Origin of the sequence: Pseudonocardia terrae (genome assembly GCF_021343995.1) — a bacterium.
Classification (GTDB): Bacteria; Actinomycetota; Actinomycetes; order Mycobacteriales; family Pseudonocardiaceae; genus Pseudonocardia; species Pseudonocardia terrae.
Window position 1 is genome coordinate 1 of sequence record NZ_JAJTTE010000012.1, and the last position, 21607, is coordinate 21607.

Below are 21607 nucleotides of genomic sequence, written 5' to 3' on the forward strand. Positions count from 1 at the left end.
GCATGCCCCGACCTTACTCGAACATCTCTTCGAACACAAGGTAAAGTCTGCAGCTGAGAAGGTCTGTGGACGACTCGGGTCGTGATCGGCTCATGAGGTCGAGCATTCGAGATGCACCCTCAGTCCTGGAAGCCTGGGCACTGCCCGTATCAGCACTGCCCGCGCCCTGTACCGGCCGTGACCGCGCGCTCCGCACAGCCAGCACGGTCTGCACTGCCAGCACGGTCTGCACTGCCAGCACGGTCTGCACTGCCAGCACAGTCCGCACCGCCCGCGCAGTCCGCACCGCCCGCGCCCGCACTCTTCGCGTTCGCGCTGCCGGCGTTCGCACTGCCGGCGTTCGCACTGCACGCGCCGGCAATTCTCGCGTCCGCACTGTCCGCGTCTGTACCGCCGGCCGTCCACGTCCCCGCCGGTACGGCCGGATCCACCCGGCGCTGACCTGCCAGGTCCGGGCCGAATCGGTTGCCGGGCCTGCCTGTCCGACCCGCAGAGCCCCGCCGAGTTGCGCCTTCCCCACCGCGCAGGTCCCCACATCGCCGTGCCGCGCGACTGCTCCGCGCGGCGGCGACTCCCTGACCCGCGGCGGCTCCCTGTCCAGTGGCGACGCCCTGTCCGGCCCAGCGCCTGCGAGCCGTGTCGACCCAGGAGTCGGAGCATCGAGCAACACCCTCGCCTCGCCCGGTCGCCCCGCGCTCACCTCCCACCCCCCACGTCACCCACCGCCCTCGCGAACGGGACGAACCACAGCCCGTCTGGCCCGGCGCCCCGATCGGCGGGATCCTGCCGCGGTGCGCGTGATCGAGAGCGGCCGACACCGGGTCGGGGGCTGGCTGCTGCAGGGCGAGAGCGGGCGCGCGCGGCAGGGCCCGCACACCCACCCGCCCGAGCCGGAGAAGCGGCACCGGTGGTGGAAGGTCATGTGCCTCACCGGCGTCGACTACTTCAGCACCCTCGGCTATCAGCCCGGCATCGCCGCGCTGGCGGCCGGCGTGCTGAGCCCGCTGGCGACCGTCGTCCTGGTGCTGGTCACGTTGCTCGGCGCGCTGCCCGTCTACCGCCGCGTGGCGCGGGAGAGCCCGCACGGCGAGGGTTCGATCGCGATGCTCGAGCGGTTGCTGCCGTTCTGGCGCGGCAAGGTGTTCGTGCTGGTCCTGCTCGGCTTCGCCGCCACGGACTTCCTCATCACCATGACGCTCTCGGCCGCCGACGCGACCGCGCACGTCGTCGAGAACCCGCTGGTCCCGTCCGTCCTCGACGGGCACAACCTCGGCATCACGCTGTTCCTGCTCGCCCTGCTGGGCGCGGTCTTCCTGGCCGGGTTCGGCGAGGCCATCCGGATCGCCGTCGTGCTGGTGGCGGTCTACCTGGGGCTCAACGCCGTGGTGATCGTCGACGGGCTGCGGCGCGTCGCGACCGAGCCGCAGGTCGTCGCCGACTGGACCCGGCTGCTGGCGATGCAGTACCCGAACCCGCTCCTGGCCGCCGGCGTAGCGCTGGTCGTGTTCCCCAAGCTCGCGCTGGGCCTGTCCGGCTTCGAGACCGGCGTGTCGGTGATGCCGTTGATCAAGGGCCGGCCGGACGACACGGAGCACCGTCCTTCCGGCCGGATCGCCGGAGCGCGGAAGCTGCTCACCACGGCGGCGCTGATCATGAGCGCGTTCCTGGTGACGTCGAGCATGGTGGTGACGCTCCTCGTCCCCGCGCCCGCGCTCGCGCCCGGCGGATCCGCGAACGGCCGCGCGCTAGCCTACCTCGCGCACGCGGACCTCGGCCCCGCGTTCGGCACGGTCTACGACCTTCGACGATCGTGATCCTCTGGTTCGCCGGCGCCTCGGCGATGGCCGGACTGCTGAACCTCGTGCCGCGTTACCTGCCCCGCTACGGCATGGCCCCGCACTGGGCGCGGGCGGTGCGGCCGCTGGTCCTCGTGGTCACCGCGATCGCGTTCCTGGTCACCGTGATCTTCGATGCCGACGTCGACGCCCAGGGCGGCGCCTATGCCACCGGCGTCCTCGTCCTCATGACCTCTGCGGCGATCGCGGTCACGATCTCGGCCCGCCGGAAGAGCCGCCGGAGGATCTTCGCCGGTTTCGCGGTGGTGTCCCTCGTCTTCGTCTACACGACGGCGCTCAACATCGCGGAGCGGCCGGAGGGCGTGAAGATCGCGGCCTGCTTCATCGCGGGGATCCTCGTGGTGTCGTTCGCGTCCCGGGTGGTCCGCGCCTTCGAGTTGCGGGTCACCGGCGTCCGGCTCGACGACGTCGCCCGCGGCTTCCTGGACTCCTGCGCGCCCGGCCCGGTCCGGCTCGTCGCCCACGAACCTCGGCCGGGGGAGACCTCCAGCCCGGCCCGCGACGAGGAGTACCGGGCGAAGCTGGCGGAGGAGCGCGAGGACCACAACATCCCGGACCCGGACAAGGTGGTGCTGGTCGAGGTCCGGATCACCGATCCGTCGGAGTTCGAGACCTCGCTCACCATCATCGGCGAGCAGCGAGGCCCCTACCGCGTCCTCTGCACCGAGGCCCCGTCCGCGCCGAACGCGATCGCGGCCCTCCTGCTGCACATCCGCGACGTCACGGGCCGCCCCCCGCACGTCTACTTCGACTGGACGGAAGGCAACCCCGTCCTGCACCTGGTCCGCTACCTGTTCACCGGCCAGGGCGAGGTGGCCCCCGTGACCCGCGAGATCCTCCGCGAGGCCGAACCCGACCTGCGCCGGCGGCCCGCGGTGCACGTGGGGTGAGTCAGAGTCAGCGCCAGGCGCCGCGCGCGTACTGGGGAGGGTAGGGGGCCTCGATGCCGAGCTCGTGGGCGGCGCGCAGCGGCCAGGCGGGCTCGCGGAGGGCGGCGCGGGCCAGGAGGACGACGTCGGCGGCCTCCTCGTCGAGGACGGCCTGTGCCTGCGCCGGGTCGCTGATCAGCCCGACGGCGCCGGTGGCGATCCCGGCCTTCGCGCGGACGTCCCGGGCGAACGGCACCTGGTAGCCGGGACCGACCGGGATCTCCTGGCGGGCGTCGAGGCCGCCGGAGCTGACGTCGACGAGGTCCACGCCACGGCCCGCGAGCTGCGCGGACAGCTCCACCGTCTCCTCGGCGGTCCAGCCGCCCGCGACCCAGTCGGTGGCGGACAGCCGCACGAGCAGCGCCGTGCGCTCCGGCACTGCCGCCCGCACGGCGTCGACGGTCTCCCGCACGATCCGGGTCCGGTTGTCGAAGGAGCCGCCGTACTCGTCGGTCCGCAGGTTGGCGAGCGGGGAGAGGAACTCGTGCAGGAGGTAGCCGTGCGCGGCGTGCAGCTCCACGACGTCGAACCCGGCCGCGACCGCCCGGCGGGCGGCGTCGGCGAAGGCCGTGACGATCTCCGTGATCTCCTCCCGCGTCAGCTCGCGCGGGGTGGCGTAGCCGCGGAACGGGACGTCCGTGGGCGCGACCGCCTGCCAGCCGCCGTCCTCGGCGGTGACCGGCCCCTCGCCGCGCCACGGCGCCGACGTGGAGCCCTTGCGGCCGGCGTGCGCGAGCTGCGTGGCCGGGACGGCGCCCTGCGCCCGGACGAAGGCGGTGATCCGGGACCAGGCCTCGGCCTGCTCGTCCGACCACATCCCGGCGTCCTGCGGGGAGATCCGGCCCTCCGGCGTGACGGCCGCGGCCTCGGTCATGACCAGCCCGAACCCGCCCGTCGCACGGGCGCCCAGGTGGACGAGGTGCCAGTCGGTGGGGACGCCGTCGCCCGCCTCGACCGAGTACTGGCACATCGGCGCGAGCCAGATGCGGTTGCGGGCGGTGACCCCGCGCAGCGTGATCGGGTCGAACAGGGACGGCACGAGAACCTCCGGGGGAGCACGGCGGGGACGGCCGGTACGGCCGCCACTGGCGCACAACCCCGGAGGGCGGTCCCGTGATCCCGGGTGCGAGAGGCACCACAGGACCGGTGCCGGCTCAGACCGTCGCGGTCCGCGCCGTCCGGGCGCCGGCGCTGTGCGACGTCTGCCCGAGCTCGCGGGTCGGGACCCGGAACGTCTCGCGGGCGGTCAGGGCGGCGAGCGCCGCGACGACGCACAGCGCCCCGCCGAGGACGGCGACCGGGACCCACCCGGACGCGCCCGGGCCCGCGACCGCGGCGGCGATGGTGGGGGAGAAGCCGCCGATCGCGAAACCGATCTGGGTGCCGATCGCCATGCCGGACAGCCGGACCCGGGTCGGGAACATCTCCGCGTAGAAGGCGGGCCACACGCCGTTGGCGGCGCTGTAGACGATGCCGGACAGCGCGATGCCCATGACGAAGACGGCGACGAGCGAGCCGGTCGAGATCGCCCACAGGTAGCCGGCGAGCAGGAGGCCGCTGCCCAGCGCGCCGGCGACGAACACCGGCTTGCGCCCGATCCGGTCGGCGACGGCGGCCAGCAGCGGGATGGCCGCGAGCGCGACGACGTTGGCCAGCACGCCGACCCACAGCATCGCCGTGCGCGGCAGGTGCACTGTGTTCACCGCGAAGGACAGCGCCCACACGCTGAACAGCGTGCTCACCGAGGCGACCATGGAGGCGAAGACGACGCGGACGACGTCGCGCCAGTGGTCGCGGAAGAGGACGACGAGCGGCACGTCGCGCTTGGCGGCGCCGTCCGCGGCCTCGGACTCGAAGACCGGGGTCTCGTGCAGCGACCGCCGGATGACCAGCCCGAACGCCACGACCACCGCGCTCGCCAGGAACGGCACCCGCCAGCCCCAGCTCAGCAGGGCGGCCTCGGGCAGCGCCGCGACCGGCAGGAACACGGCCGTGGCGATGATGAAGCCTGCCTGCGTGCCGCCGAGCGTGAAGCTGGTGAAAAAGGCCCGCCGACCCTCGGGGGCGTGCTCGAGGCTCATCGAGTTGGCGCCGGCCTGCTCGCCCGCGGCCGACAGGCCCTGCAGCAGCCGGCAGGCCACGAGCAGGACCGGGGCCACCGTGCCGGCCTGGGCGTAGGACGGGAGGCACCCGATCGCCATCGTCGACAGGCCCATGAGGAGCAACGTCCAGATCAGGACCCGCTTGCGGCCGAAGCGGTCCCCGATGTGGCCGATGATCACCGCGCCGACGGGCCGGGCGACGTACCCGACGCCGAAGGTCGCCAGCGCCAGCAGGGTGCCGGCCGCCGCGTTCTCGGCCGGGAAGAACACCTTGTTGAACACCAGCGCCGCGGCGGTGCCGTAGATGAAGAAGTCGTAGTACTCGAGCGCGCTGCCGATCCAGGCGGCGAGCGCCGCCTTGCGCGGCTGGGCCGCCGGGGCGGCGGGGGTCGGTGAGGACACGTGGGGCTCCCTGGAGTGTTGCTCCGATGCACGACACAGCGGGACCGGGTCGGAACGGCTTATGTACCGCCTGGTTACGTACCGGATAGTGAGTTAGCTCGCCGGAGCTGTCAACCCCTGCCGGCCGATCCGTTCCCCGTCAGGCTCTGCCGACGTGCGCCGTGAGGTACTCCAGGACCAGGTCGCCGAGCATGCGCCGGTAGTGGTCGCGACGTCCGGGATCCAGCAGGTCGCGGTCGAAGATGGCCTGGAAGGTGTGCCGGTTCGCGGTGCGGAAGATGCAGAACGCGCTGATCACCATGTGCACGTCGAGCGCGTCGACGTCGTCGCGGAACAGCCCGGCCCGGCGGCCGCGCTCCAGGATGCCGCCGAGCACGTCGACGGCGGGCGCGGCGAGACCCGGCAGGATCGGCGAGGTCCGCAGGTGCTGGGCGTGGTGGATGTTCTCGATGCTGACCAGCCGGATGAAGGCGGGGTGCGACTCGTGGTGGTCGAAGGTCAGCTCCGCCAGCGCGCGCATGGCCCGCGCGGGGTCGAGGTGGTCGACGTCGAGCTGCTGCTCCAGGCCTCGGATGCCCTGGTAGGCGCGCTCCAGGACGGCCACGTAGAGGCCTTCCTTGCTGCCGAAGTAGTAGTAGATCATCCGCTTGGTCGTGCGGGTGCGGGCCGCGATCTCGTCCACCCGGGCCCCCGCGTAGCCGCGGTCGGCGAACTCCGCCGTGGCGATGTCGAGGATCTCGGCGCGGGTGCGTTCGGCGTCGCGCTGGCGCTCCGGCGCACCGACCGGGCCGGTCGGCTGGGCGCTCACGGGGTCGTCCCGGCTGCACGCCGCACGGGACGACACACGACACGGCGCGCGGCCCGGCACGCGGGGCGGTTCACGGGTCGGCTCACACGGGCGACGATATCCGGCTCACGCTTCCCTTCCGTCCTCCGAGCGGGTACAAGTAACTAACCGGTACATTCATCGACGCCGAGGGAGCCCGTGCGCATGTCCGAGGACCGCCTCCTGACCGGCCTGATCGGGGCCGGGATCGGCCCGTCCCTGTCGCCGGCGCTGCACGAGCGCGAGGCCCGAGAGCTGGGTCTGGACTGCACCTACGCCCGCTTCGACCTCGACGAGCTGGACCTGCCGGCCGAGGCCGTCGGCGACCTGCTGGCCCGGGCCCGCGCCGAGGGCCGGGCCGGGGTGAACGTCACCCACCCCTGCAAGCAGCTCGTGATCCCGCACCTCGATGCGCTGTCGCCCGACGCGGCGGCGATCGGGGCGGTCAACACCGTGGTGTTCACCGGGGACCGCGCCGTCGGGCACAACACCGACTGGTCCGGGTTCCGCGACGGCGTCCTCGCGGGCCTGCCGGGCGTGCCGCTCGACGACGTCGTGCTGCTCGGCGCCGGTGGGGCCGGCGCGGCCGCGGCGCACGCGCTGCTGAGCCTCGGCGTCGGGTCGCTCGCCGTGCTCGACGTCGACCCCGCCCGCGCCACCCGCCTCGCCGACGCCCTCGCCGCGCGGTTCGGCGCCGGACGGGCCCGCGGCGGTGCCGTCGCCGAGCTCGGGCACCGGCTGGCCGCGGCCGACGGTCTGGTGCACGCCACCCCCGTCGGGATGGCCGAGCACCCCGGCCTCCCGCTGCCGGCGGCGATGCTGCGCCCGGAGCTGTGGGTCGCCGAGATCGTCTACCGGCCGTTGGAGACCCCGCTGCTGCGTGCCGCGCGGGCGCGGGGGTGCCGCACCCTCGACGGCGGGCGGATGGCCGTGCACCAGGCTGCCGAGGCGTTACGGCTGTTCAGCGGCCGCACGCCGGACCCGGTGCGGATGCTGCGCCATCTCGCCGAGCTCGTCGGCGCCGAGTCCGCGGTGGCCGAGGGAGGTACCGGCCGTGTCGCGTGAACCCCGCACCGCGCCCCGGACCGCCATCGCCACGGTGTGCCTGTCCGGCGCGCTGGAGGACAAGCTCCCGGCCGCGGCGGCCGCCGGGTTCGACGGCGTCGAGATCTTCGAGCCCGATCTCGTCGCCTCGCCGATGCCACCCGGCGAGGTGCGGCTGCGCTGCGCCGACCTCGGCCTGTCGATCGACCTCTACCAGCCCTTCCGCGACCTGGACTCCGTCGACCCCGAGCGGTTCGCCGCCACCCTGCGGCGCGCCGAGCACAAGTTCGGCGTGATGGAGGCGCTGGGCACCGACACCGTGCTGGTCTGCTCCTCGGTCGCGCCCGATGCCGTGGCCGACGTCGACCTGCTCGCCGAACAGCTGCACGCGCTGGCCGAGCGCGCCGCCGCCCGCGGGCTGCGGATCGCCTACGAGGCGTTGGCCTGGGGCCGGCACGTGAACACCTACGACCGCTCGTGGGCGGCCGTGTGCCGGGCGGACCACCCCGCGCTCGGCCTGTGCCTCGACAGCTTCCACATCCTGTCCCGCGGGTCCGATCCGGCCGCGATCGCCGACATCCCCGGCGAGAAGCTGTTCTTCCTGCAGCTCGCCGACGCCCCGCACCTGTCGATGGACGTGCTGCAGTGGAGCCGCCACCACCGGCTCTTCCCCGGCCAGGGCGCGTTCGACCTGCCCGCCTTCCTGGAGCCCGTGCTGCGCGCGGGGTACGCCGGACCACTGTCGCTCGAGGTGTTCAACGACGTCTTCCGGCAGGCCGACCCGGCCCGCGCGGCCGTCGACGCCCACCGGTCCCTGCTGGCGCTCGCCGAGGCCACCGCGGCGCGGGGCGAGGGCAGCGACCTGATCACCGATCCCGTGGCGGAACCGGCACCCGAGCTGCGCGGACACGCCTTCGTCGAGCTCTCGGCCGACGAGTCCCTGGCCCCGGTGCTGGCTGCGCTCGGCTTCGCCCGCACCGGTCTGCACCGCACCAAGCCCGTGGAGCGCTGGGAGCAGGGCGGGGCCCGGATCCTGGTCAACCGCTCCGGCGGCCCGGCCGCGGTCGCGGCCCTGGCCGTCGAGTCGGCGGACCCGCTCGCCGCGGCCCGCCGGGCCGCCCGGCTGAGCGCGCCGCGGCTCCCGCGGGAGCGCGGGCCGGCCGAGGCCGATCTCGCCGCGGTGACCGCGCCCGACGGGACCGCGGTGTTCTTCTGCCGCACCGGAGCGGAAACGGACTGGACCGGGGACTTCGTGCCCACCGAGGAGACGGCGGAGAAGGACGGGACCGGCATCGGGGTCACCGGTATCGACCACGTCGGCCTGGCCCAGCCGTTCGACCACTTCGACGAGGCCGCGCTGTTCTACCGCACGGTGCTGGGCCTCGAGCCGGCCGCGACCGGGGAGTTCGCCGCGCCGTTCGGCCTGGTCCGAAGCCGCGCCGTCGCCGATGCGCGGCGCCGGGTGCGGCTCGCGCTCACCGTGTCGCTGCTCCGACGGGGCGAGTGGGCGCCGGGGGTGTCCGAGCCGCAGTACGTCGCCCTGGCCGTCGACGACGTCCTCGCCGCCGCCCGGGCCGCCCGCGCGGCCGGCGCGCCGCTCCTGGCGATCCCGGACAACTACTACGCCGACCTCGACGCGCGGCTGGCCCTGTCGAGGGAGCGGCTGGCCGCCTACCGCGATCTCGGCGTGCTGCACGAGGAGACCGCCGAGGGCGCGTACCTGCAGGTCTGCACCGAGGTGCTGGGCGGACGCGTGTTCCTCACGCTGGTCCAGCGCGTCGGTGACCACGACGGCTACGGCTGGACCGACGCCCCGGTCCGGATGGCCGCGCACCGCCGCCGGCGGCTCGCCCGGGAGCGCGTGCGCGCCTGAACCCGGCTGTGAGTGCAAGGGGCAGCTCGAACCGGACCCCGCGCACCCGCGGTACCTGATCACCGAGGCGGGGATGGGCTACCGGCTCGACGTCCGATTCCCGCCGGACGCGGACGGCCGGCGCTGGTGGGGTGGGGGCATGGATCTCGCGGAGGAGCTCGACGGCACCGGTGTCGCGCACGTCCCCGGCGTGCTGTCCCCGGAGGAGTGCGCCGAGGTCGCGGCCCTGTTCGACGACGACGCGCGCTTCCGCAGCACCGTCGTCATGGCCCGGCACGCGTTCGGCGAGGGGACCTACCGCTACTTCGCCGACCCGCTGCCGAAGACCGTGCAGCGGCTGCGCGAGGAGTGGTACCCGCCCCTGGCGGAGGTCGCGAACGGCTGGGCGGAACGGCTCGGCGAGCGGACGTACCCGCCGACGCTCGGCGAACTGCGGGCGGAGTGCGCGGAGCGCGGCCAGCGCCGGCCGACCCCGCTGCTGCTGCGCTACGGGCCGGGTGGGCACAACCGGCTGCACCAGGACGTCTACGGCGACCTCACCTTTCCCCTGCAGCTGCTGGTGATGCTCAGCCGGCCCGACGTGGACTTCACCGGCGGCGAGAGCGTGTTCGTGGAGCAGGTGCCGCGGCAGCAGTCGCGGCCGGTCGTCGTGCGGCCGGGCCAGGGCGACGCCGTGGTGTTCCCGGTGCACCACCGGCCGGCCCGCGGGGCGCGCGGGGACCACCGCCGGCAGCTCCGGCACGGGGTGAGCGCGGTGCACACGGGGGAGCGGTTCGTGCTGGGGATCATCTTCCACGACGCCCCGTAGCGGCCGCCCGGGAGCGACGTGGGGGAGTGACGACGATCGTCACGCCCCTCAGGACCGGCCCGGGGCGGCGTCGCGTGCGACGATCCGGCCCGTGGACCCGACCGCGACCGAGGACGCCCCCCGCTGGTTCCGGACCGCGCTGGCCGAGCCGCCGGTGCACCGCGACACCGAGGTGGAGGGCGCGCGCGTGCACTACCGCGCGTGGGGCGAGGAGGGCCGGCCCGGGCTGGTCCTCGTGCACGGCGGCGCGGCGCACTCCGGCTGGTGGGACCACGTCGCGCCGTTCTTCTCGGCCCACGCCCGGGTCGTCGCGCTCGACCTGACCGGGCACGGCGACAGCGACCGCCGCGAGGGGTACGACCTCGACCTGTGGGGGCGCGAGGTGATGACGGTGGCCTCGGCCGGTGGCGTCGCCGGACCGCCGACGGTGATCGGGCACAGCATGGGCGGCTGGGTGACCGCGACCGTCGGCGCACGGTTCGGCACCGACGTCGACGGCATCGTGATCATCGACTCGCCGCTCAACGAGCAGCCCCCCGAGGAGGAGCGGCTGCGGCGCAAGACGCGGACGGCGAAGGTCTACCCGGACCGCGAGACGATCCTCGGCCGCTTCACCACGATGCCGGCGCAGGAGGTGCTCCTGCCGTACGTGCGCCGGCACATCGCCGAGGAGTCGGTCCAGGCCGTCGACGGCGGGTGGAGCTGGAAGTTCGACCCGGGCCTGTTCGCCGAACGCGTGCTGCTGCGGGACCTGCTGCCCGAGCTGAAGTGCCGCGCCGGTTTCCTGCGCTCGGAGTTCGGCCTGGTCCCGGACACCATGGCCGCCCAGATCGACGCCCTGCTCGGCCACCGCGTCCCGATCGTCGACCTTCCTGCGACCGGCCACCACCCGATGCTCGACCAGCCGCTGGTACTGGTCACCGCGCTGCGCGCGCTGCTGCGGCAGTGGGCGGTGGACTCGCTCGAGGACTGACCGGGCCGCGGCGCGAGCCGTCCCCGGAATGAGCGCCAGTGCTGTTCCGGCGGCTCCGGACGGCACTGGTGCTCATCCCGGTCAGGCGCTGTGCACGTCTCCGGCCGACCGGGACGGGGTGAGTGCCGCGAGGGCACTCATCAACGAGGTCGCCGGGGCGCCGACCGGGTCGGCCGACCCCACCCGCTCGACGATCCGGGCCCCGACCTCCGCCGTGCTCGCGCCCATCCCCGGACCGGCGAGGGCGGGCAGCTCGGCCAGCACCGACGCCGTCGCACCCTCCACCGCCAGGGCCGCCTCCCGCTCGCCCAGCGCCGCGAGGCACAGGGCGGCGGACAGCGCGGCCGCGGCGGGGTTGGCGAGACCCTTGCCCGCGATGTCCGGGGCCGACCCGTGGACCGGCTCGAACATGCTGGGCGCGGTGCCGAGCGGGTTGTGGTTCGCGCTGGCCGCGAGGCCCAGTCCGCCCTGCACCGTGGCGCCGAGGTCGCTGATGATGTCGCCGAACAGGTTGTCGGTGACCACCACGTCGAACCGGCCGGGGTCCAGCGGGAGGTGCTGGCACATCGCGTCGACGTGCACGTAGTCCCGCTCGACGTCCGGGAAGTCCTCGCCCACCTCGGCCACGACCTCCTCCCACAGCCGACCGGCGTGGGTGAGGATGTTCGTCTTGTGGCACAACGTGAACCGCTTCCGACGGGCGCGGGCCAGCCGGAACCCGAACTCCACGATCTCCCGGGTCGCGGGCACCGTGGACACCGAGTGCTGGAGCGCCACCGCGTGCTCGGTGCCGGCGTGCACGGTCTCGCCGCCGCCGGTGTAGAGCCCCTCGGTGTTCTCCCGCAGGATGACCAGGTCGCAGTTCTCCGGCGTCACGCCGCGGACCGGGGACCCCACACCGGGGTAGAGCCGCACCGGCCGCACGTTCACGCTCTGCCGCAACGCGATCCGCAGCGCCACGATCAGCCCGCGCTCCAGTACGCCCGGCGGCACCCGGGGATCGCCGACGGCGCCGAGCAGGATCGCGTCGTGCCGGCGCAGCGCCTCGCGGGTCTCCCCGGGCAGCACGATCCCGGTGCGGAGATACGGCTCGGCGCCGAGGTCGTAGTCGGTGGTGGAGGCGGTGAAGCCGTACCGGGCGGCCGCCGCGCGGACACAGTCCACGGCGACGGCCGTGACGTCCGGCCCGATCCCGTCCCCGCCGATGACGGCCAGGTCGTACTCACGCTCTGCCGACGGCTCGCTCACGCGCGGCCCCCGGCCAGCGCGAAGTCGCGCCAGTCCTTGCCGCCCACCGGCTCCGTGTCCACCCACAGCGCCGTGACGCACTCGGGGCAGACGTAGGCGACGGTCGCCAGGTCGGCGTGCACGTCCACCCGCGAGCCCAGGTCGTCCGGCCCGAGGACGACGCGGCCGGCGATCGCCTCCCAGCCGTCGCCGATCGGGCCGAGCACCGCCGCGCAGTGCCGGCAGGAGGCCACCGGACCGTCCGGGCCGTCGTGGGTGAGCAGGGAGGCACCCCAGATGCCCGTCGGCTCGCCCACCGTCACGGCGTCGCGCGACGAGGCGGTCATCCGCGCCCGTCGCGCCTCCCGGATCTGCGCCCGCAGCGCCTCGGTGCCGGCGGAGTCCACCCCACCCGTGGCGGAGAGCGCGACGCCGTAGAGCCGCGCCGCCGCGTCGAGCGACACCGCCCCCGCCTCGACGTCCGCCGCCACCCGGGCGGGGTCGCGGAGCAGCGGGTCGCCGTAGCCGCCGCCGTTCTGCACCGTGCACTCGAAGACGTCCCCGTGTGCGATCCGCGCCGCGGGGGAGACCCCCGGCAGGACCTGGTGGTCGCCCGCCAGCTCGGTCAGCGCCCCGACCGGGCGGCCCTCGCCGAGGTGGTCCAGCACCCCGGAGCCGGTGACCCGCTCGAACCGGGCGCAGGAGCCCGGCAGCCCGCCGAACAGCCCGGTCCGGTTCGGCACGGCCACGCCGTGCGTGCCCAGCACGCCCGTGACCTCGGTCGTGTCGATCGGGGTGAGCGCGAACTGGATGCCGTTGCCGCCGCGGAAGGTGCCGGCGCCCCCGGAGTCGGCGACCTGGCGTCGCCACAGGTAGAGCAGCGGGTGCCGCATCTCCTGCTGCTCGACGTCCGTGGCCCCGCCGGCGAGGATGACCATCGCGCCGCCGGCGTCGACCCCGTCCCGGAACGAGAACGCGGGCCCGCCCCAGAGCAGCGAGTCCATGTACATCGACGCGAACGGCTCGCCGTGCTGGTCGATCCCGCCGAACTGGTTGAGCTGCCACGACCCGTCGGACGGGCCGAAGGCGTGGTCCTCGTACTTCTCGCTGAACGAGAGCATCTTCGCGATCGCGCCGCCCGCCGAGCAGGTGGCGGTCCAGTTCGCGCCGGCCGCGCCGCCGGACACCGGCATCGGCTCGACGGCGGTGACGCACAGTCCGTCGGGAGCCACGACCTCGACCGGCCGCATCAGCCCGTGGTTCCACGGGATGTCGGACCCGAAGGTGCACAGCATGAGCGTGGCGACGGCGCCGAGCAGGCCGCCGCGGGTGGTCATGCCGTAGGCGGGGGACTGCGGGCTGGACCCCGAGAAGTCGAAGACGATCCGGTCCGCCGTCTTCGTCATCCGGCAGGGGACCTGCAGCAGCTCGATCTCGTCGGAGGCGCCGGCCGGACGGTCCAGGTAGGACGTGTGCTCGTAGACCCCGTCCGGCAGCTCGCGCAGCATCGCCCGCAGCTCGGCCTCGGAGTTGTCCAGCGTGCGCTCCATGCTGGCCCTGACCTGCGCGGCGCCGTAGCGGTCGCACAGCTCGTGGAAGCGCTGCTCGGCGACCCGCAGCCCGGCGAGGAAGGCGCGGAAGTCGTTGGCCACCGTGTCGTGCATGCGGGAGTTGAGGACGATCGTGTCCCACAGCTCCTGGTTGAGCACGTCGCGGCGCACGATCCGGCCCGGCGGGATCCGGATGCCCTCCTGGAACACGTCCGTGGCCGTGGTGCACCAGCTGCCCGGGTCCATGCCGCCCAGGTCGACCTGGTGTGCCATGCAGCCCAGCCAGGCCACGATCTCCCCGTCGCGGAAGACCGGCTTGCAGAACTGGACGTCGTTCTGGTGCATCGCCGCGAGGTACGGGTCGTTGATGATGAAGACGTCGCCCGGCTCGATGTCGTCGTAGCGGTCGAGGAACACCTCGATCGCCATGGCGCCCGTGTAGATGGGCGTGAGCAGGTACGTCCCGATGATTGCCATCTCGCCGGCGGCGGTGTAGATGCCGAAGTTGTAGTCCGTGGCGTGCACGACCGGCGAGCCGGAGACGTGCTCGACCGTCGTGGCGCCCTCGGAGTTGATGGACCAGAGCTTGTGCCGGATGACCTCGTAGGTGACCGGGTCGACCGCAGTAGTCATTCTTGTTCTCCCTCAGCGGTTCCGGATGACTCAGCGGTTCCGGATGACGATGTCGCCGGAGCCGTCCACCTCGGCGTCCTGGCCCGGGCCGATCACGACCGTGGTGTCCCGCAGCTCCACGATCGCCAGGCCCTCGATGTGCAGCCCGTCGTGGAGGTGCTCGGCGCGGTAGACCGTGGCGTCGCGCCACTCCCCGCCCGAGAAGACCTTCCGGCGCCCCGGCTCCCCGGCGGCCGCGCCCAGAGCGCCGGTGTCGAAGTCCGCCTTGGGCACCGGGCTCGTCGCGACCACGCGGAAGGTGGTGATCTCCACGCCGCCCTCGAGGAACGCGGCGCCCTTGCCGAAGCGGCCCTCGTAGATCTCGACGAACCGCTCGACCATGCCGTTGACGTCCGCATCCGTGAGCACGTCCGCCTCGAACGGCACCGCGAGCACGTGGATCTGCGCGCGGAAGCGGATCTCGACCGAGCGCGTGTAGGCGATGGAGTCCTCGGCGGCCCCCGCGGCCACCAGGTCCCGCCGGGCCCGGGCGGCGAGCTCGTCGAACGTCGCGTTGAGCTCGGCCGGCGGCAGCGCGGACGCGTGGTCCGTGGTGCCGGGCGGGGTCTGCATCGGCTTGGACAGCTCCTCGACCATGGTCAGGTCGGAGCAGCCGATGCCGAACGCCGAGTGCACCGACGCGGTGATCGGCACGACGATCTGCGGGCAGCCCAGCTCGGCGCCGTAGGAGAAGGCGTGCAGCGGGCCCGCGCCGCCGTAGGCGAACACGGCGAAGTCCGTGGGGTCGTAGCCCTGCTCGACGGTCACCTGCCGCACCAGGTCCGCCATGCGGGCGTCCACGATCGTCTTGATGCCCTCGGCGGCCTGTTCGACCGTGAGGCCGGTGGGCTTCGCGACGTGCTCGTCGATCGCCGCGCGCGCCTTGTCGACGTCGAGGGTCAGCCTGCCGCCCAGGAAGTTGTCCGGGTTGAGGTAGCCGAGCACGAGGTCGGCGTCGGCGACCGTGGGCAGGGTGCCGCCGCGGCCGTAGCAGGCGGGGCCGGGGCGCGCGCCCGCCGACTCGGGGCCGACCTGCAGCACGCCGTTGCGGACCGAGGCGATCGAGCCCGCGCCGGCCCCGATGGCCCGCACCGCCACCGAGGGCAGGGCGAGCTGGTCCCGGCCGATCAGGGTCGTGTTGGACATGACCGGGCGGCCGTCGAGCACCAGCCCGACGTCGAAGCTGGTGCCGCCCATGTCCGTGGTCACCACGTTGCGGTGGCCGGACCGCGCGCCGAGGAACTGCGAGGCGACGACGCCGCCGACCGGCCCGGACATCACCGTCGCCGCGGCGCGCTTCTCGACCTCCGCGAAGGTCGCCAGGCCGCCGTTGGACTGCATGAGCAGCGGGTCCGCGCGGAGACCGGCCTTCGTGAGCGTCGACTCGAAGGAGTCGAGGGAGGTCTTGAGGACGGGGCGCAGGCTGGCGTTCACCGCCGTCGTCAGCGTGCGTTCGTACTCGCCGATGCGGGGCAGGAACTCCGACGAGAGCGTGACCGACGCGCCCGGCACCTCCTCGGCGACGATCTCCGCGACGCGGCGCTCGTGGACGTCGTTCGCGAAGGACCAGAGCAGCGAGACCGCGAAGACCTCGGCGCCCGCCGCGCGCAGCTCGGCGACCGCGCGCCGGACGTCGGCCTCGTCGAGGGGCGAGACCACGCGTCCCGCGTAGTCGATCCGCTCGGTGACCTCCGCGGTCAGCCGGCGGGGGACGGCGGCGGGCTGCTTGACGAGCGTCCGGAAGCGCTTGACCTCCTCCTCGTCGAGGCCGATCCCCTTGAACCCGCGCATGATCGTGAGGGTGTCGCCGAAGCCGCGGGTCTGGATCAGCCCGACCTTCTTCGTGCGGCCCTCCAGCATGGCGTTCGTGGCGATCGTGGTGCCGTGCGCGAACACCTCCACGTCGCCGAGCAGCTCCGCCAGCGGGACGCCGCGCTCGGCGGCCGCCAGCTCCAGGGTGTCGAGGACGCCCTGGGCGGGGTTGTCCGGCACGGTGGACGACTTGTAGCGGCCGACGCTGCCGGCGGCATCGATCACCACCGTGTCGGTGAAGGTGCCGCCGATGTCGGAGGCGACGTAGTAGGTGGGCATGTCACTCCCTCTTCGGTCGAGCCCGGTCCCGTCGGGCACGGAGCTCGCTGATGGTGGCCTCGACGTGCGCGCGGGCCAGGCGCTCGGCGCCGGGGCCGTCGCCGGCCTCGATCGCGTCGACGATGGCGGTGTGCTCGGCGACCGCCTGCACGGCCCGCTCCCGCTCGATGAGCGCGACGGGCGCGAAGACCTGGGCGGTCATCTTCAGGATCGGGGTCTGGGCGATCACGAAGTCGTTGCCGGACAGGTGGACCACGTCCTCGTGGAACGCGACGTTGAGCGCGGTGTAGGCCTGCGGCTCCCACGGGTCCAGCGCCGCGCGCTGCCGCGCGACGACGCCGCGCAGCTCCCGCACCCGGCTCGGCGGCGCCGGGCGTTCGGCGGCGAGCCGCGCGGCCAGCCCGTCGACCACCGCGCGCAGCTCGTACGCGGCGAGCAGGGTGGGCAGGTCGCCGGTGACGACCCGGGCGCCCTGTCCGGGTGTGAGCCGGACCAGCCCGTCCTGCTCGAGGCTGCGCAGGGCCTCGCGCAGCGGGGTGCGGCTGACGCCCAGCTCCGCGGCCAGCTGTTCCTGGCGCAGCCAGGTGCCGGGCGGGTAGCGGCGGGCGTAGATGCGCTCGCGCAGCAGGGACGCGAGCTCGTCGACGAGGGGGACCGCGATGCTCACCGGTGACTCCCCCGATCGCTGACACAGTCGTTGGATACAGCGACCGGAGCCTGGCCGATCCCGGCGGCTCACGTCAACCCGTGGCGAGAAAACTGCTGGACCGCTTGACCCTGACCACGGGTCCGAGGCATGCTCCGGCCTGGTAGCTGGTCGGACCAGCTCGGCGCACCACCGCCCTTGCCGGTGGTGTCGTCAGCGCCGCCAGGGTCGTCAGGTCAGAGACGTCAGAGTCGTCTGCGTCGCCAACGTCGTCGCGAGGGAGCCGCCCCATGCTCGAGACCCCAGCCGGACTGCCGATCGGGCAGGAGTGGCGCACCGACCTCGACACGGCGCCGGTCGTGTTCCCGTACGACGGCTCGGTGGTCGCGCAGGCCCCGGTCGGGACCGTCGAGCACGCCCGGGCGGCCCTGGACGCCGGCGTCGCCGCGGTGCGGCCCGTCGGGAAGCTGAGCTCGGCGGTGCGCCGGCAGATCCTGCTGGACGTCGAGCGGGAGATCGCCGCGCACCAGGACGAGCTGGTGGACCTGCTGATCCTGGAGACCGGCAAGACCCGTGCCGACTGCGTCGTCGAGGTCACGCGGACGCTGTTCACCTGGTCCGCGGCCGCCGAGGAGGTCTCGCACCTGCACGGCGAGACCGTGCCGCTGGACATGCAGGCGTCCGGGGCCGGGATGGTCGGGTTCTGGCAGCGCAAGCCGATCGGGCTGGTCATCGGGGTCGCCGGGTTCAACGGGCCGTTCCTGCTGGCCAGCCACAAGATCGCGCCGTCGGTCGCGGCCGGCTGCCCGGTGATCTGCAAGCCCGCGCCCGCCACTCCGCTGGCCACCCTCTGGCTCGCGGACGTGGTGCGTCGCGCCGCCGTGGCGAACGGGGCGCCCGCGGAGATCTGCCAGGTCGTGACCGGCGACGCCGAGGTCGGCCGCACGCTGGTGACCGACCCGCGGGTCGGGGCGGTGTCGTTCACCGGCTCCGCCGCCGTCGGGCACCAGATCGCGCGGGACGCGGCGCCGCGGAAGACGTTGCTGGAGCTTGGGTCCAACGCCGCGCTGGTCGTGGACGTCGACGCCGACCTCGACGCCGCCGTCGACGCCGTGCTGCGCGGCGGCTTCTACTTCAACGGCCAGGCCTGCATCGCCGTGCAGCGGGTCCTCGTGTGCGAGCCGGTGCTCGACGCGTTCGTCGGGAAGCTGACCGCCCGGATCGGCGAGCTGACCGTCGGCGACCCGCGGGACCCCGCCACCCGCGTCGCGCCGCTGATCAACCAGGCCGCGACCGACCGCGTGCTGGAGTGGCTGGCCGAGGCCGAGCAGGCCGGGGCGAAGGTGCTGCACGGCGGCCGGGTCGTCGACCGCACGATCGAGCCGACGATCCTGCTCGACGTCCCGGAGACCGCCAACGCCTGGTGCGAGGAGATCTTCGCGCCGGTCGTGGCCATCCGCTCCGTGCCGGACCTGCAGAGCGCCCTCGAGGCGGTGAACGACTCGCGGTACGGCCTGCACGCCAGCGTGTTCACCCGCTCGCTGGCCACCGCGTTCGCCGCGATCGAGGAGCTCGAGGTGGGCGGCGTCGTGATCAACGAGGTGCCCGGCTTCCGGTCGGACATCATGCCCTACGGCGGGGTGAAGGACTCCGGGATCGGCCGCGAGGGCCCGCGGTTCGCGATCGAGGAGCTGACCGTGACCCGGATGGCGATCATCCGCCCGTCCTGAGAGGACACCCATGGACAACGCAGTGGACTACCAGAACCTGTTCCGGCTCGACGGCAGGCGCGCGCTGCTGATCGGCGCCGGCGGCATCGGCGGCGAGGCGGCGCTCGCGCTCGCCGCGCACGGCGCGCAGGTCGTCGCCGCGGACCGCGATCCCGCCGTGGCGAAGGCCACCGCCGAGGCCGTGTCCGGTGAGTCGCTCGAACTGGACATCACCGACCCCGAGGCGGTGGAGCGCGCCGCGGAGCAGCTCGGCGACCTCGACGTCGTCGTGCTCACCGCGGCGATGAACGTGCGCAAGCGGATCCTGGACTACAGCCCGGAGGAGTTCGACCGGGTCGTGAACCTGAACCTGCGCGGCACCTTCTCGGTGTTCCGGGCCTTCGGCGCCCGGATGGTGGCGCGGGGGAGCGGCAGCATCATCGGCTTCTCCTCGATCCGCGGGCGGACCGTGGAGCCGGGGCAGTCGGTCTACGCCGCGACCAAGGCGGGGCTGGAGATGCTGGTGCGCACCGCGGCCGTCGAGTTCGGGGAGGCGGGGGTGCGGGTCAACGCGATCGCGCCCGGCGTCGTCGAGACCCCGCTGACACAGCAGATCAAGAACGATCCGGGCTGGTACCAGGCGTACGCCACGAAGGGAGCGCTCGGCCGCTGGTCGCGGCCCTCGGAGCTGGCGGGGGCCGTGGTCTACCTGGCGTCGGACGCGTCGAGCTTCGTCACCGGCTCCACGCTGGCCGTCGACGGCGGCTGGACCGCGGTGGACGGCCGGTTCACGCCGCCCACCTGATCCGGCCTGAGAGACTCTCCGCCGTGACGCTCCCGCAGACCCGCGCCTTCCAGAAGGTCGTGGACCACGTCGAACAGGCGATCGCCACCGGCGAGCTCGCGCCCGGCGACCGGCTGCCCAGCGAGCGGGAGCTGGTGGAGCGCTTCGGGATCGCGCGGTCCTCGGTGCGCGAGGCCCTGCGCGTGCTGGAGAGCATGGAGCTGGTGCGCTCGCAGCCCCGGGACCCGCGGGGGCCGCTGGTGCTGCCCGCGTCGACCGGCCCGATCCGGCGGTCCCTGCAGATGCTCACCGCGACGCAGGCGGTGAGCCTGCCCGAGCTCGTCCAGTTCCGGATGGTGGCCGACGCGGCGGCGAACCTGATGGCCGCCACCCGCCGCACGGACGCGCAGCTGCTCGGCCTGGAGCGCAACATGGCCCGGATGCGGGAGTCGATCCCGCTGGGCTACGGCGCATTCAGCCGTCTCGACCTGGAGTTCCACGAGCTCATCGCCGAGGCGGGCGGGAACACCCTGGTGCGGCTGTACGGGAACGTCACGCGGGAGTCGGTGCTCACGCTGATCCAGCGGACGATCCTCGACGCCGGGGACCGCGAGGCCCTGATGCGCCGCTCTGTCCGGCACCACGCAGCGGTGTACCAGGCGATCGCGGACCGGGACGGCCCCCTGGCCTCCCGGCTGGCCCGCGAGACGCTCTACGCCTACTACGCGGACCACGTGGACGAGGCCGACCGGGCGATCATGGCCGACCTCGTCCGGGAGTGCGGGGGCACCGTCAGCTGACGAGTGCGGGCCGTCCGAGTCCGAGATGGTCCCGCAGCGTGGCCCCCGTGTACTCGCGGCGGAACAGGCCGCGGGCCTGCAGCTCCGGGACCACGAGCCGGGTGAAGTCCTCCACCGGACCGGGGGCGAAGGCGGGCATGATCACGAACCCGTCGGCGCCGCCCGCGGCGTACCAGCGCTCCATCTCGTCCGCGACGGTCGCCGGGGAGCCGACGAGCATCGGGAAGGACAGGCTCGCCGCGTACTCCACGGCCAGCTCGCCCAGGGTGATCCCCCGGTCGATCGCGTGCCCGATCACGTACTCGAAGCGGCCCTTGGACCCGCGCAGCTCGGAGCGGACGTCCGGGACCGGGCCGTCGACGGGGTGCTTCGCCAGGTCGTAGTTCATCGACGCCGACATGAAGGTCAGCCCCGCGACCGGGTGCACCAGCGACCGCAGCTCCCGCTCGATCGCCTGCGCCTCGGCGTCGGTGTCCGCGACGATCGGCATGATCCCCGGCAGCACCTTGGCCGAGTCGGGGTCCCGGCCTGCGGCGGAGACGGCGGCGCGGAACCCGGCGCGGAAGTCCTGCGCCCGCTCGAGGGTTGGCGCCACCGCGAACACCACCTCGGCGGTGCGTGCGGCGACGGCCTGGAACGTGCCCGACGCCCCGGCCTGCACGATCACCGGCCGGCCCTGCGGCGAGCGGGGCAGGGTGAGCGGCCCGGCGATCCGGAACCAGTCCCCGGCGTGGGCCGCTGGGCGGAACCCGGGCGGGGTCGACGTACACCGACCCCTCCCGGTCCAGGACCACCGCGTCGTCCTCCCACGTGTCCCACAGGGCCAGCACGGCGTCGAGGAACTCCGCGGCGCGGTCGTAGCGGGTCTCGTGGTCGAGGTGGGCGTCCCGGCTGAAGTTGCGGGCCTCGCCGTCGGACACCGAGGTGACCGCGTTCCAGGCCGCGCGCCCGCCGCTGACGTGGTCGACCGTGGAGAACATCCGGGCCACGTGGAAGGGCTCGGAGTAGGTGGTCGACGCCGTCGCCGCGAGCCCGATCCTGCTCGTGGCGCCCGCCAGGGCGGTGAGCAGCACGACCGGGTCCCGGTGCACGTTCACGCGGGTGCGCAGGACCTCGTCCGGGGTGCCGCCGTAGACGTCGTCCACCGCGAGCTTGTCCGCGAGGAACGCCAGGTCGAAGCGGGCGTCCTCGGCGACCCGGGCGAGGTGGCGGAACAGGTCGACGTTCGCGCCCGTGTCCATCCCCGAGCGGGGGTGCCGCCAGCCGCCGGCGTGCACCCCCGACTCGGTGAGGTAGAGGGCCAGGTGCATCACTG

Annotated in this window: 17 protein-coding genes and 1 pseudogene; 9 read left to right on the top strand and 9 right to left on the bottom strand. The window is 73.8% G+C overall.

Annotated features, from left to right (window positions below; translation table 11 throughout):
• The first annotated feature begins 791 nt into the window (after nt 1-791).
• The gene (locus tag LWC33_RS10160; protein WP_233304029.1) at nt 792-1814 is read left to right on the top strand and encodes a hypothetical protein; all 1023 of its coding nucleotides are present in this window, start codon (nt 792-794) and stop codon (nt 1812-1814) included.
• Entirely contained in the window at nt 1811-2746 is a 936-nt protein-coding gene (locus LWC33_RS10165; RefSeq protein WP_233304030.1) for an APC family permease, read from the top strand. Before LWC33_RS10160 ends, LWC33_RS10165 begins: the two co-directional genes overlap by 4 nt.
• A 7-nt stretch (nt 2747-2753) precedes the next feature.
• Here the strand turns inward: LWC33_RS10165 and LWC33_RS10170 are convergent, their stop codons facing one another.
• The 3 genes from LWC33_RS10170 to LWC33_RS10180 all read right to left on the bottom strand — a co-directional run bounded on the left by LWC33_RS10170 (nt 2754) and on the right by LWC33_RS10180 (nt 6097).
• The gene (locus tag LWC33_RS10170) at nt 2754-3824 is read right to left on the bottom strand and encodes an NADH:flavin oxidoreductase/NADH oxidase (RefSeq protein ID WP_233304031.1); all 1071 of its coding nucleotides are present in this window, start codon (nt 3822-3824) and stop codon (nt 2754-2756) included.
• A 115-nt stretch (nt 3825-3939) separates the two neighbouring features.
• The gene (locus LWC33_RS10175; protein WP_233304032.1) at nt 3940-5289 is read right to left on the bottom strand and encodes an MFS transporter; all 1350 of its coding nucleotides are present in this window, start codon (nt 5287-5289) and stop codon (nt 3940-3942) included.
• 139 nt (nt 5290-5428) lie between these two features.
• Nucleotides 5429-6097 carry a TetR/AcrR family transcriptional regulator gene (locus tag LWC33_RS10180; protein ID WP_233304033.1) on the bottom strand — a complete coding sequence of 223 codons (669 nt, stop codon included), beginning with the start codon at nt 6095-6097 and terminating at the stop codon, nt 5429-5431.
• Between the two features lie 183 nt (nt 6098-6280).
• Here LWC33_RS10180 and LWC33_RS10185 point away from each other — a divergent pair, with 183 nt between their 5' ends.
• The 4 genes from LWC33_RS10185 to LWC33_RS10200 all read left to right on the top strand — a co-directional run bounded on the left by LWC33_RS10185 (nt 6281) and on the right by LWC33_RS10200 (nt 10813).
• Nucleotides 6281-7180 (top strand): shikimate dehydrogenase, encoded by a 900-nt coding sequence (locus LWC33_RS10185; RefSeq protein WP_233304034.1) that lies wholly within the window; start codon nt 6281-6283, stop codon nt 7178-7180.
• A complete protein-coding gene (locus tag LWC33_RS10190) occupies nt 7170-9032 on the top strand; it encodes a sugar phosphate isomerase/epimerase and 4-hydroxyphenylpyruvate domain-containing protein (protein WP_233304035.1) in 1863 nt (620 codons plus the stop codon). The genes LWC33_RS10185 and LWC33_RS10190 overlap by 11 nt, the downstream gene beginning before the upstream one ends.
• A 139-nt stretch (nt 9033-9171) precedes the next feature.
• Nucleotides 9172-9840 carry a 2OG-Fe(II) oxygenase gene (locus LWC33_RS10195; protein ID WP_233304036.1) on the top strand — a complete coding sequence of 223 codons (669 nt, stop codon included), beginning with the start codon at nt 9172-9174 and terminating at the stop codon, nt 9838-9840.
• Between the two features lie 91 nt (nt 9841-9931).
• On the top strand, nt 9932-10813 hold the full coding sequence (locus LWC33_RS10200; RefSeq protein ID WP_233304037.1) for an alpha/beta fold hydrolase: 882 nt from the start codon (nt 9932-9934) through the stop codon (nt 10811-10813).
• Nucleotides 10814-10894: 81 nt separating this feature from the next.
• Here LWC33_RS10200 and LWC33_RS10205 read toward each other — a convergent pair whose 3' ends face one another.
• The 4 genes from LWC33_RS10205 to LWC33_RS10220 are packed head-to-tail and all read right to left on the bottom strand — an operon-like array spanning nt 10895 to nt 17020.
• Nucleotides 10895-12061 carry a 3-isopropylmalate dehydrogenase gene (locus tag LWC33_RS10205; RefSeq protein ID WP_233304038.1) on the bottom strand — a complete coding sequence of 389 codons (1167 nt, stop codon included), beginning with the start codon at nt 12059-12061 and terminating at the stop codon, nt 10895-10897.
• On the bottom strand, nt 12058-14223 hold the full coding sequence (locus LWC33_RS10210; RefSeq protein ID WP_233304039.1) for a hydantoinase B/oxoprolinase family protein: 2166 nt from the start codon (nt 14221-14223) through the stop codon (nt 12058-12060). The genes LWC33_RS10205 and LWC33_RS10210 overlap by 4 nt, the downstream gene beginning before the upstream one ends.
• A 30-nt stretch (nt 14224-14253) precedes the next feature.
• On the bottom strand, nt 14254-16353 hold the full coding sequence (locus LWC33_RS10215) for a hydantoinase/oxoprolinase family protein (RefSeq protein ID WP_233304040.1): 2100 nt from the start codon (nt 16351-16353) through the stop codon (nt 14254-14256).
• Nucleotide 16354: 1 nt separating this feature from the next.
• Nucleotides 16355-17020, bottom strand: coding sequence for a GntR family transcriptional regulator (locus LWC33_RS10220; RefSeq protein WP_233304041.1), 666 nt, complete (start codon nt 17018-17020; stop codon nt 16355-16357).
• Nucleotides 17021-17289: 269 nt separating this feature from the next.
• Between LWC33_RS10220 and LWC33_RS10225 the strand changes: the two genes are divergently transcribed.
• The 3 genes from LWC33_RS10225 to LWC33_RS10235 are packed head-to-tail and all read left to right on the top strand — an operon-like array spanning nt 17290 to nt 20292.
• Nucleotides 17290-18729: an aldehyde dehydrogenase family protein gene (locus LWC33_RS10225; protein WP_233304042.1), complete on the top strand. Its 1440-nt coding sequence runs from the start codon at nt 17290-17292 to the stop codon at nt 18727-18729.
• A 22-nt stretch (nt 18730-18751) separates the two neighbouring features.
• The gene (locus LWC33_RS10230) at nt 18752-19513 is read left to right on the top strand and encodes an SDR family NAD(P)-dependent oxidoreductase (RefSeq protein WP_233304146.1); all 762 of its coding nucleotides are present in this window, start codon (nt 18752-18754) and stop codon (nt 19511-19513) included.
• Between the two features lie 23 nt (nt 19514-19536).
• On the top strand, nt 19537-20292 hold the full coding sequence (locus LWC33_RS10235; RefSeq protein ID WP_233304043.1) for a FadR/GntR family transcriptional regulator: 756 nt from the start codon (nt 19537-19539) through the stop codon (nt 20290-20292).
• Here the strand turns inward: LWC33_RS10235 and LWC33_RS10240 are convergent.
• Together LWC33_RS10240 and LWC33_RS36490 are read right to left on the bottom strand one after the other, a co-directional pair.
• Entirely contained in the window at nt 20285-20959 is a 675-nt protein-coding gene (locus LWC33_RS10240; RefSeq protein ID WP_372476586.1) for an LLM class flavin-dependent oxidoreductase, read from the bottom strand. The genes LWC33_RS10235 and LWC33_RS10240 overlap by 8 nt on opposite strands.
• 73 nt (nt 20960-21032) lie before the next feature.
• Nucleotides 21033-21602: pseudogene (locus LWC33_RS36490) on the bottom strand (LLM class flavin-dependent oxidoreductase); the annotation flags it as partial.
• Nucleotides 21603-21607: the final 5 nt, after the last annotated feature.

Bases quoted from the DNA above. Each gene is read 5' to 3' on its own strand.
- LWC33_RS10195 (WP_233304036.1), top strand. From the start codon at position 9,172: ATGGATCTCGCGGAGGAGCTCGACGGCACCGGTGTCGCGCACGTCCCC.
- LWC33_RS10210 (WP_233304039.1), bottom strand. From the start codon at position 14,223: ATGACTACTGCGGTCGACCCGGTCACCTACGAGGTCATCCGGCACAAG.
- LWC33_RS10215 (WP_233304040.1), bottom strand. From the start codon at position 16,353: ATGCCCACCTACTACGTCGCCTCCGACATCGGCGGCACCTTCACCGAC.
- LWC33_RS10185 (WP_233304034.1), top strand. From the start codon at position 6,281: ATGTCCGAGGACCGCCTCCTGACCGGCCTGATCGGGGCCGGGATCGGC.
- LWC33_RS10225 (WP_233304042.1), top strand. From the start codon at position 17,290: ATGCTCGAGACCCCAGCCGGACTGCCGATCGGGCAGGAGTGGCGCACC.